The sequence below is a fragment of the Saccharopolyspora phatthalungensis genome (assembly GCF_014203395.1).
GTDB classification, from domain to species: Bacteria; Actinomycetota; Actinomycetes; order Mycobacteriales; family Pseudonocardiaceae; genus Saccharopolyspora; species Saccharopolyspora phatthalungensis.
On the sequence record NZ_JACHIW010000002.1, the window covers coordinates 1,412,514 to 1,425,275 of the forward strand.

Sequence of the window (12,762 nt, forward strand, 5' to 3'; positions counted from 1 at the left end):
ACACGGGCACGCCCGTCCGCGATCTCGCCGAAAATGAAACTGCAATAATGTTCGCCGGTGAACCACACCGCATCATTGTCACGTTTGCGTTTTGTCCGGCTCACACAAGTCTCCGCTGTGGCTTGTAACTCCGTCCCCATAAACCTTCGCGGGTCGTCGTTCTCGACATACACCCGCGTGCCACGCATCGTTATAGAAAACCAGCGAAACGGGACAAATCTGAATTTGTGCACGGGTACGTCGCCGAAGTGCTTGCCCCGGGAGCTCCCGCCGTACGCCGTGAACCACAGTCAGGAGGACCTGCCACCTCCTCTGCGCGCACTTATCGTTGTTCAACGGCAAGACCGACCACGGCACCCGGTATGTAGTCCTTCAAGCGCCGATCGACATCGCTGCCATTGCCGTTGAAACTAGCCCAAAACAGCGATCATATCCAAGTGATGTTGTTCCTCCCCTGACGGATTAGCCAACACAAGAAGCATCGCCCACTCGGGCCCGATGCGAAAGTCGACCTCGGGCGCGAGGGAACATGCGAGGATCATTTTTACACCGATTCTACATTTCATGATCCAGCGCTACCGGAATAGTAGTTTTCGGTATATTCCATGAGCCCGATGCGCCTCATTACTTCAACCAAATGCTTGCTGGCCGCATGCTGCTGCAAGAACTCTCGAACTTTCGCATCCAGCATGGCGTCCTTTGGTCAAAGGACGGGGCGCACCGCCGACTCGACGACGCACGTACCAATAACTCCACGCCGCACGAAAACGAGGACCGCTGATCAGCGATCGGGTCTTCAGCGCTGGGTTGGCGTTCCCCAGGACCACCCGTGCGGTGGGTTGTGTGCCCGAGGTGATCTATACCCCGACCGAAATTCCTGGACGATGCGCCTAGCTGGCCGGTGACGGTAAGTAGCCGGATTCGACGAAGAAGCGCACGTACCTCATGAGGGTTTCCCGAGTGACCACCGGGTCCTCAAGACCGGTCGTCGCCAACGCTTTCGCGGTTTCGCTGTTGTCCACCAGTGGGTAGCCGGCGCCGGATGTGTGGATTGCGACGAAGTCGTCCAGCAGCGGGGTCAGCGCGTTGCCGGCGTCCGACTTGACCCGCTTCAGCCAGTCCTCCCAGTCCAATTCGGACAGTTGGTAACCGGACTCGCGCAAGCAGTCCACCAGTTGGTCGAAGGCGATCGCGGTCTCGTTCGCAATGTTGAATGTGCGGCCGTTGTGGCTGGGGTCGGCCGAGAGTTCGAGCACGGCGGCGCTGACGTAGTCGACGGGCACCAAGTACAGCCGTCCCGCGAGGCCGCGGGGCACGGCGCCGGCCTCGACCATGCCCTTGACAGTGAGCCAGACGAAGTCGCGGGTTTGACAGGCGCCGGTGTCCCGAGCGCCGGAGATCGTGTCGACCCGGTACACCGAGACAGGCAGTCCGCGATCCCGCCCGATATCAATGATCTGTTCGGCTACCCATTTGCTCTGGCGGTAGCCGGTGGTCAACGCCTCGCCGGGGCCGGTGGGATCCTGCACCCGGAATGGCGTTCCGGGATCCGCGGGCGTGGGATAGACGCCGGTGGAGGAAATGTGGTGCACGGGCACGCTTCGGATAGCAGCGAGGCGCAATACCTCGGTTGTGCCGCCGACGTTTGCGGCACGTAGCTCTGGATACGGGAACAGCCAGTTGGGCATCGCTCCCGCGTGGTAGATCACGTCGGCCTCGTCGGCCAGCTTCTCGAAGTTGGTGGGCTCCAGACCGAGCAGTGGCTTGGTCAGGTCTCCGGGCAGCACGGTGATCCGCTGGCCGTAGTCGTCCGCCCAAAGCCCGTACCAGCGCAGATTTTGCCGGATCCGGTCGAGGCCGTCCTTCTCGTTGTCCGCCCGGACGAGACAGTGCACGTGCATAGGCGTCTTCCGGAGCAGGTCGCGCAGCAGGAAAGCCCCGAGGAAACCCGTGGCGCCCGTGAGAAACGCCGAGACGGCGACATGCCGGGGTGCGCCCGTGCCGGGGACGATGGCATCGTGCAGGTGGATTTCCGAGGCGAAGTCCACCGCTGGTCGCGGTGAGGTCTCCCCGTGGCTCTCGCCATCGCCCAACTGGTTCATCAGGTGCTTGACCAACGCACTGGGCGTGGGGTGGTCGAAAATGAGAGTGGCGGCCAACCGGAGCCCGGTTGCGGCGTCGAGTCCGTTACGCAGCTCGACCGCGGACAAGGAGTCGAATCCGATTTCCAGGAACGGCCTGTCGTCCGCGATGGCATCGGCATCGCGGTGGCCGAGCACGGTAGCGGTCTTGCGGAGCACGAGTTTCCGAACAGCGGACCGAAGTTCGTCCCCGGACAGCTCGGCCAGCTGTTCAGCGCTGGTCGATGGACCGTCGGCCTGCTCCGGTGTGCCGATGGTGAGGGTGCGCAGCAGTCCGGGGGCTGTCGCGGACGTCTCGATCAGCGTTCGGTCGATCGGGCTCGCGACGACGGTGGGTGCTTCGCTGCCCATCGCGGCGTCGAACAGCGCGAGGCCGGCGGAGGGCGTGATGGGCTTGATGCCTTGGCGCGTGACTCGGTGAATGTCGTTCGTGGTCAGGCGTGCGGCCATGCCGGTCTGGGATGTGTCCCACAGGCCCCAGGCGATCGAGGTGGCGGGCAGTCCTTGGCCGTGGCGGTGGTGGGCGAGTGCGTCGAGGAAGGTATTAGCGGCCGCGTAGTTGCCTTGTCCGGGGGCGCCGAAGGTGCCGGCGATGGAGGAGAAGAGGACGAACGCGTCCAGGTCGAGGTGTCGAGTGAGCTCGTGCAGATGCCATGCCGCGTCGACCTTGGGGGCGAGCACGTTGTCGATCTGGGTGGGAGTCAGCGAATTGATCGTGCCGTCGTCGTTGATGCCTGCGCTGTGGATGACGGCGGTCAGGTCGATCCCGTCGAGGAGGTCGGCCAGGGCAGCGCGGTCGGAGACATCGACGGCGGTGATGTCGGCGTGGGCGCCCAGGGCGGTGAGTTCGTCGCGTAGTGCGGTGGCGCCGGGGGTATGGATGCCGCGGCGGCTGGTGAGCACCAGTTTGCGGACCCCATGCCGGGTCACGAGGTGGCGGGCGAGAAGGCTGCCCAGGGCGCCCATCCCACCGGTGATCAGCACGGTGCCGTCGGGAGACCACCGGACGGGTGTGGTGGAGGTGGGCGGCGGGGCGAGCGCGGGGGTGAAGGTGCGTCCACGGCGCAGCGCAAGAACGGGCTCGTCGGTGTGGATCGCCTCCGGCAAGGCGGTGCGGCTGTCGGGGTGGGTGTCGTGGTCGATCAAGGTGATGCGGCCGGGGTTTTCCGACTCGGCCGACCGCAGCAATCCCCACACCGCGGCGATGGCCGGGTCGACCGGGTCGGTGCCGCCGGTACTGAGGGCGCCGGTCGCCGTCACCACCAACCGGGTCGCGCGAAGTCGTTCGGTGCCCAGCCAATCGCGCAGCAGTGCCGCAGTCCGTTGGACACGCTCGTGGGTTTCGGTGATCACGTCGCGGGACGAGGCGGCCAGTGGGAGCTGGATCGTGTCGGTGTCGTCGTCGACGGCACCCAGATCGGGGTGTTCGCCGTCCAGCCGGACCACCCGGGCCGCTCGGGTGACGCTCCGGGAATGATCGTTCCAGCCAACGGTGAACAACCCGTCCACTGGTGACACCGCGGCCATGGTCGGCACGCTGCTCCAGAAGCGTTCTCGCTGGAAGGCGTAGGTGGGCAGGTCCACGACCCGTGCGCCGGGATAAACAGCCCGCCAGTCGACGCTGCGACCAGCCGCGTGCACCTGCCCGAGTGTGCTCAGGACGGTGTCGACCTGCGGCTTGTTGCGACGTTGTGTCGCGACCGCGGTATGTCCGGTGTCCTGCAGCAGCGCGGTCAGCGTCGCATCCGGGCCCAGTTCGACCACAGTGGACTGTTCGATCGCGGACATCGCGTCATGGAACCGCACCGTGCCTCGCACGTGCCGCACCCAGTAGTCGGGATCGGTCAGCTCCGCCTCGGTGGCCGGCCGTCCGGTCAACGTGGACACCACCGGAATCACCGGTGCGTGGTAGTCGACGGTGCCCGCGATCCGCCGGAATTCCGCCAGCATCGGCTCCATCAACGGCGAATGGAACGCATGGGACACCGTCAACCGCCTGGTCTTACGGCCGCGCTCGGCGAGCACCGTCGCCACCGCTTCCACCGCCTGCTCCGTCCCGGCGATCACGACCGAATCCGTGGCGTTGACCGCCGCCAGGTCCACCGACGATCGATCCCCCAGCAACGGCACTACCTCGTCCGCACCGGCTTGCACCGCGGTCATCGCCCCACCCGCCGGCAACGCCTGCATCAACCGGCCACGCGCCGCGACCAGGGCCGCCGCGTCGGCCAACGACCACACCCCGGCCACATGCGCCGCCGCGAACTCGCCCACCGAGTGCCCCACCACCTGGTCCGGGACGATCCCCCAAGACTCCAGCAACCGGAACAACCCCACCTGCAGCGCGAACAACCCGGCCTGCGTGAACACCGTCCGGTCCAGCTCGGTCTCGCCACCGGCCGTGCCGAACACCACGTCGGCCACCGCGAACCCGACATGCCCGGCCAGCTGCCGGTCCAGCTCGCCGGCCGCCGCGTGAAACGCTTCCGCGAACACCGGGAACCGGCCGGCCAACTCCCGCCCCATTCCCCGGTATTGGCCGCCCTGACCGGAGAACGCGAACAGCGTCGCCGACGGACCCGCCCGCAACACCGAAACGTCCCGCAACTCCCCCGCAAAACCCGCAATAGTGCTCGCGGTAACCACCGCGCGGTGCTCGAACCAGGTGCGGGTGGTCGCCAGCGAGAAGCCGATGTCGACCGGGTCGGAACCCGGGTGAGCGCGCAGGAACGCGGCCAATCGCTCGGCCTGCGCGGTCAGGGCACGCGGTGTGTGAGCGGATAGGATCCACGGCACCACCCCCGCCTCGGAACGCTCACCAACCCCGGCACCGGCTTGGTCGGTGTCCTCGGGCGCCTGTTCCAGGATGACGTGCGCGTTGGTTCCGCTGACCCCGAACGACGAGACCCCGGCCCGGCGCGGCACGCCGGTCTCGGGCCAGCGCTGCGCCTCGGTGAGCAGCCGCACCCCACCGGACGCCCAGTCCACATGCGGCGACGGCTCATCCACGTGCAACGTGCGCGGCAGGACCCCGTGCCGCATCGCCTGGACCATCTTGATCACACCGCCCACCCCGGCGGCCGACTGGCTGTGACCGATGTTCGACTTCAACGACCCCAACCACAACGGCCGCTCCGGATCGCGTTCGCGCCCATAGACCGCCAGCAACGCGTCGGCCTCGATCGGATCGCCCAACGTGGTCCCGGTGCCGTGCGCCTCCACCGCGTCCACCTCACCGGGCGACAAGCGCGCCGACCGCAACGCCGCACGGATCACCCGCTGCTGCGACAGCGCGTTCGGCGCGGTCAGCCCGTTGCTCGCCCCGTCGGAATTGACCGCCGACCCCCGCAAGACCGCCCACACCCGACGACCGTTTCGCCGCGCGTCAGAAAGCTTCTCCAACACCAGCACACCCACGCCCTCGGCCCACCCGGTGCCATCCGCAGCCGCGGCGAACGCCTTGCACCGCCCGTCCGCGGACAACCCCCGCTGCCGGGAGAACTCCACGAACACCCCCGGCGACGCCATCACCGTCACCCCGCCGGCCAACGCGAGGTCGCACTCACCCGACCGCAACGACTGCGCCGCCAGATGCATCGCCATCAGCGAGGACGAACACGCCGTGTCCACCGTGAGCGACGGCCCCTCCAACCCCAGCACATACGACACGCGACCCGAGATCACGCTGCTGTGCTTGCCGGTGAGGAGATGACCTGCGGAACCGGTGTCGGATTCGTGCAGGCGAGGACCGTAATCCTGCGCGCTGCCACCGAGAAACACGCCGGTCGGGGTGCCGGCGAGGTCGCTCGGCGCGATCCCGGTCCGCTCGACCGCCTCCCACGCAGTCTCCAGCACCACCCGCTGCTGCGGATCCATCGCCGCCGCCTCGCGCGGTGAGATTCGGAACAATGCCGCGTCGAACAACGGTGCGTCGTGCAGGAATCCGCCGTAGCGGGTGTGAGTACGCCTAGGCGCGTCCGGGTCCGGGGAGTAGAGCGCGTCGAGATCCCAACCCCGGTCAGTAGGAAAATCGCCGACTACGTCCTTTCCGCCGTCCACGACCTGCCACAACGCCTCCGGTGAATCCACCCCGCCCGGATAGCGGCAAGCCATGCCGACGATCGCGATCGGCTCGCGAAGCCGTGCTTCGGTCTCCGTCAACCGGTTGCGGACCTCGAACAACTCCGCCGTGACGCGACGCAGGTACTTGCCGAGCTTCTCGTTCTCGTTCATAAGACACTTTCGATGGTTCTGGCGCTTGGCCGGTGACGCTCACGCGCCGAGGGTTTCGTCGATGAGCCGGAACAGTTCCTCGTTCGTCGCCGCATAAATCCGGCTGACGACAAAGCTGGATCGTTGATCGGTGGACGTGTCCGTGGTGCTCGTATCGGCACCGGGCTCGGGTTCGGTCGGCACCAGCCTCGTGCGGAGGTAACCGGCCAGCGCGTCAGGCGTCGGGTGGTTGTACACGATCGTCGCCGGCAACCGCAGTCCGGTCGCCGCGGCGAGGCGGTTCCTCAGTTCCATGCCGGCCAGCGAATCGCAGCCAAGGCTCAGGAACGTGGCATCGGGCTTGATCGGATCCGGGTTGGAATGGCCCAGCACGAGGGCGACATGAGTACGGACCAGACCGAGGAGTTCACGCTGTTGCCCCGCGTGACTTAGCCCCGGCAGCCGCTGGGCGAGGGAGTCAGTCTCCGCACCGTCCACGGAGCCCCGTGCCGTCGGCGCGCTCGGATCCGCCTCGGTGGCGAGGTGGCTGAGCAAAGGCGGGATCGTGCCGTCAAGGGCAACCGTACGCAGAGCCTGCTGGCTGAACCGGACGGGAACCAGGGTGTCGGCGCGAGCGCGCAACGCGGTGTCGAAGGCCGCGAGTGCTTGTTCGGTGGGCAGTTCCGTCATGCCTGTGCCGCGGTGCATGCGTGCGACGTCGGCCGTGGTGAGGTGGCCGGTCATCCCGCTCGACTCGGCCCAGTGGCCCCAGGCCAGCGAGATGGCCGGCAGCCCCTCGGCCTGGCGGCGCGCGGCCAGGGCGTCCAGGACGGTGTTGGCGGCCGCATAGCCTGCTTGTCCCGAATTGCCCAGAACACCCGCGATCGACGAATAGAGGACGAAGGCCTCCAGAGCGCAGTGCCGGGTGAGACGGTGCAGGTTCCAAGCGGCGTCCACCTTGGGACGCAGCACCGTATCGAGCCGCTCCGGGGTGATATTGCCGATCACGGCGTCGTCGAGAACTCCCGCGGCGTGCACGACCGCGATCAACGGATGGTCTTCGGGGATTGCGTCCAGTACCGCCGCCAGGGCGACCGGGTCCGCCACGTCGCAGGCGACGACGGAGGCGTTGCAGCCCAGTTCGGCAAGTTCGGCCGTCAGCTCCGCCGCACCCGGCGCGGCGGCTCCGCTGCGGCTGGTCAGCACGAGGTGACCTACGCCGTGGTGGGTCACCAAGCGTCGTGCCGTAAGCGCGCCGAGAGTGCCGGTTCCTCCGGTGACCAGGACGGTGCCGTGTGCGGGGAACGTGAGAGGCGGCGCGTCGCCCACGTTGACCGCACGCCGCAGCCGGGGCACGTGGGCGATGCCATCGCGGATGGCGATCTGGGGATCGTCGGACCGGCAGGCGCCGCGCAGCGCCGATTGACTCGCGGGGGTGCCGTCCAGATCGATCAGCTGTATCCGGCCAGGGTGTTCCGACTGGGCCGAACGCACCAGACCCCACACCGCTGCGGCCTCTAACACGGGAGCCGGATCCTCGCTGCCGGTCGTGACGGCATGGCCGGTGACCAATGACAGCCGCACGTCGGCGAGCCGGTCGTCGGACAGAAAGCCCTGGACCAGCGCCAAAACCTGATGCGCAGCGGCGTGCACGAGCGACGCGACGTCCTCGACTTCCGGACGTGCGACGCTGGGAACGGCCATCATCACCACATCCGGTGCCGGAACACCCGCGCCGAGTACACCGGCTAGGACCGCCAGGTCCGGATAACCCGGCGCATCGCCGATGCTGGAGGCGGCCAGGTTCGCTCCGATGACCGCCACATCGGCGTGGCCGCTCTCCGCGAGAACTCCGGGTTCCCAGCCGACCTCATGGAGAACGTCGTCCGTGAACAGGCCGAGATCTTTCGCCGCGGGGGCCGGGCGGCCGCTCTCCAGCCAGTACCGCGTCCGCCGGAAGGCATAGGTCGGCAGCTCGATCCGCCTGCCACACAGAATTCCCTCCCAGGTAACGGAAACGCCGGACACATGAGCCTCGGCGAGCGCCGCGATGAACCGGTCGAGCCCGCCTTCGCCGCGTCGCAGCGATCCCAGCGCGGTAGCGTCCAGTACGGGCGCCAGCACGGGGTGTGGGCTGCACTCGATGAACACGTGCCGGTCGAAGGCACGAATCGCCTCGTCGAACCGGACCGTCTGCCGGAGGTTTTCGTACCAGTACTCGGCGTTCAGCGCGCTGCCGTCGACGAATTCGCCGGTCACCGTCGAGAAGAACGGAATATCCGCCGCACGTGGCGTGATCGGCGCGAGCACGTCCAGCAACCCGTCGCGGAGGATGTCAACCTGCGCCGAGTGTGACGCGTAGTCCACGGAAATCCGCTTCGCCCGGTCCCAGGTCGTCAGCACCTCCTCCAGCGCGGCCGGTTCACCGGACACCACCGTCGACTGTGGACCGTTGATCGCGGCGATCGAGACCCGGCCTTCCCGGCCGGCAAGCCCCGCGCGTACCTCGGCGACCGGCAGCGGAACCGAAACCATTCCCCCGCGACCCGCCAGCGAGTCCCGGATCATCTTGCTGCGGGACACGACGATGCGAGCCGCATCGCGCAGGCTCAACGCCCCGGCGACGCAAGCGGCCGCGATCTCGCCCTGCGAGTGACCGATCACCGCGGCGGGTTCGACGCCATGTGATCGCCAAAGCGCGGCCAGCGAGACCATGACGGCGAACAATGCGGGCTGAACGACGTCAACCCGCTGCAAGGCGTCGGCGGCGCCCAGGACCTCGAACAGATCCCAGTCGGTGAACTCGGCCAATGCCTGAGCACACTCGGTCATCCGCGTAGCGAACACCGGCGAGGAGGCCACCAACTCCTGCGCCATCCCCGTCCACTGCGCGCCTTGGCCGGGAAACACGAAGACGACCCCGCTGCGCTCGGCAACGCCCTGAACGACATCCCCGGACGGGGTGCCATCGGCCAGTGCGGTCAACCCGGCGAGCGTGTGGTCGAGGTCGTGGCCGAGTACCACCGCCCGATGCTCCATCGACGACCGATGAGTCGCCGCCGAATAGGTCACGTCCGCCAGCGCTGGCCGGGACTCCAGGAACTCCGCCATCCGCGCTGCCTGCCTGCGCAAGGCGTCCTGGTCGCGAGCCGACAGCAACAGAGGCAGTACGCCGGAGGCGGGTTCGACAACGTCATCCTCCGGCTCCGCGGCCTGTTCCAGCACGACGTGCGCGTTCGTCCCGCTCACGCCGAACGAGGACACGCCGGCTCGGCGCGGCCGACCCGTGTCGGGCCAGGGCGTCGGCTCGGTCAGCAGTTCGATCGAGCCCGCCGACCAGTCCACATGGGACGTCGGCGCGGTCACGTGCAGTGTCTTCGGGAGCAGACCGTGCCGCATGGCCTGGACCATCTTGATGAGACCGGCGAGACCCGCGGCCGCCTGCGGGTGCCCGATGTTCGACTTCACCGAGCCCAGCAGCAGCGGCCGTTCGCGATCCTGGCCGTATGTCGCGAGCAACGCCCCGGCCTCGATCGGGTCCCCCAGCCTGGTACCCGTGCCGTGTGCCTCCACGACGTCCACATCGGAGGGACGGAGTCCCGCGTCGGCCAAGGCAGCACGGATCACCCGCTGCTGAGCACGGCCGCTCGGTGCGGTCATCCCATTGGACGCGCCGTCCTGGTTGGTCGCCGAGCCTTTCACCACGGCCAGGACCCGGTGACCTTCCCGGCGGGCGTCCGACATCCGTTCCACCAGCACCACGCCGACGCCCTCGGCCAAGCCGAACCCGTCCGCACTCGCCGAGAACGCCTTACACCGGCCGTCCGGCGCGAGCCCGCCTTGCCGGGAGAACTCCACGAACATGCCCGCGCCGGACATGACCGTGACCCCGGCCACGACCGCGAGGCCGCACTCGCCACGGCGTACCGCCTGCACGGCCAGGTGCAATGCCGCCAATGACGACGAACACGCCGTGTCCACCGTGAGCGCCGGGCCCTCGAAACCGTACAGATAGGAGATCCGGCCGGACATGACACTGCCGGTCCTGCCGGTGAAAACGTACCCCTCCGCCTCGGTTCCCTGGTCCATGCGGGGGCCGTAATCCATGGTCATCGCGCCGACGAACACACCGGTCCGGGTGCCGCGCAGCGAAGCGGGCACGATACCGGCCTGCTCGAACGCCTCCCACGAGGTCTCCAGCAGCAGCCGCTGCTGCGGGTCCATCGCGGCGGCCTCGCGCGGACTGATCCCGAAGAATCCCGCGTCGAACAGGTCAACTCCGCTCAACAATCCGGCGTCGCGCTGGTAGAAGGTGCCAGCCGGGCGGGACTCGCCGTCATAGGAGCTCGCGAAGTCGTCTTCGCGGTCAGCGGGAAAGGACGACACGGCATCCACACCGTCACACACCAGCCGCCACAGATCGTCCGGGTTGCCGACACCACCGGGATAACGGCACCCCATGCCGACGATCACCACCGGATCGTCCTCGGCCCGCACCGTGAATTCGTCGACCGTCGGTGCAGCATCCGTCAGCGTGACCCTGATCAGCTCGGCCACCTCGGCCGGGGTCGGATAATCGTAGACCGTGGTCGCGGGCAGGCTCATTCCGGCAACCGCGGCGATCCGGGTACGGATTCCCAGCGCGGTCACCGAGTCGAAACCCATGTCGCGGAACGGCCGATCCGGACGCACCGCGTCGGCCGAGCCGAGTAACGCCTCGACCTCCTGGCAGACGACGTTGACCAGCAACGCCTTCTGGTCCTTTTCGGACATCCCGGTCAGGCGTTCGCGAAGCGGTGGTTCGGGATCCGCCTCGACCTCCGGCATGGCCTCGGGAAGGTCGACGATCTGACGGTCGTGGTCTCGGTAGACCGCTTTCCAGTCGATATCGACGCCGTCGACGAACAACTCACCGAGCGTCCGCACGACCTTGTCCATTCCCGCCTGACGACGACGCACCGAGGCGCGGACGGCGGCGCGCACACCGGCCGACTCGACGGTCTCCTGAATGGCCGCGGTGAGCACCGGATGCGGGCTGACCTCAAGAAATACCGCGTTTCCGGCGGTGAGCGCGGCGCGGACGGCCCGTTCGAACTGGATCGGGCTACGCAGGTTGCGGCACCAGTAGTCGGCGTCCAGCGCCACGTCCTCGGGCAATTCTTCGGCGATGACCGACGAATAGAAACGCGTCTTGGGCGGGCGAGGGCGCAGCGGGGCCAAAGCCTCGCGCAGTCGCGGTGTTATCCGGTCGATGTGCGCGGAGTGCGCGGCCAGGTCCACGCCGATCGTCCTGGCCTTGATTCCCTGCCCGGCGAACTCGTCGCGCAGCCTTCGAGCGGCCTCGGCATCGCCGGAGACGATCACCGACCGTGGGCCGTTGACCGCCGCGATCTCAAGTCCCGCAATCAATCGTGGCCGCACGACGTCGACATGTGCCGGAACGGAGATCATCGCGCCGTGGCCGGACAGCGTGGCTTGCAACTGGCTCCACCGCGCCACGATCCGGGCGCCGTCGCCCAGCGACAACGCTCCGGCCACGACCGCGGCGGCAATCTCGCCCAAACTGTGCCCAAGCACCGCAGACGGCTCGATTCCGTACGAACGCCACAATGCCGCCAACGAGAGCATCACGGAAAACAACACAGGCTGCACGACGTCGGTGCGTTCCAGCGAAGGAGCGCCCGGGATCTCGTTGACGACATCGAGCAATGACCAATCGATGAACGGCGTGAACGCCTCCGCGCATTCCGCCATCCGCTCCCGGAAAACCACCGAGGACGCCATCAGGTCGAGCGCCATACCCTGCCACTGCGACCCCTGCCCGGGGAACACGAACACCACGCCACCATCGACCGGGCTTCCGTCCGCCAGCCCGGCGGCACTGCGCCCTTGCGCAAGGGCCGTAAGCGCCTCCAGAAAGCCATCCCGGCTGTCGGCGGCGAGCGCCGCGCGCCAACCTTCCGCTGGGCACTGAGCGAGCGACCAACCCACGTCCGCCGGCCGCCAGTCCGACTGCGCGCGTAGCCGGTCGAGCAACAAACCTGCCTGCGCCCGCAACGAGCCCGCGCTTACCGCGGACAGTCCCCACAACAGCGAGTCAGAATCGCGTTGCACCGTGCCATCGCTCCTTGATCATTTCCGAACCGACAAGTCCTTCCGGTTCGGCGGTAAGAACTCCCTGGCATGCTGGGGAAACGCCGCGGTCCACACGAGACTCACGATGTCTCACCGGCGCTTCTTCCGAACATCATGACCGGAAAGAGGGGGCTACCACGGCGAGGAGCGCGCCACCAAACGCCGACCCGGTCAAATACCCGTTAAACCTGCCAACGTGACGCGTGACAGCAACTTTAGTCCGGTGCGCCGCGACAAATCCAAACACGACTGCCAGAAAAGGGATATCTTGGCA

1 protein-coding gene and 1 pseudogene are annotated in these 12,762 nt (G+C 67.5%); both read right to left on the reverse strand.

All coding sequences use genetic code 11. The features are described from left to right. Positions 1–890: 890 nt before the first annotated feature. Positions 891–6,287, reverse strand: a pseudogene (locus BJ970_RS32440) (thioester reductase domain-containing protein); the annotation flags it as partial. Positions 6,288–6,413: 126 nt separating this feature from the next. Beyond that, on the reverse strand, positions 6,414–12,467 hold the full coding sequence (locus BJ970_RS32445; protein ID WP_184731340.1) for a type I polyketide synthase: 6,054 nt from the start codon (positions 12,465–12,467) through the stop codon (positions 6,414–6,416). Positions 12,468–12,762 lie beyond the last annotated feature (295 nt).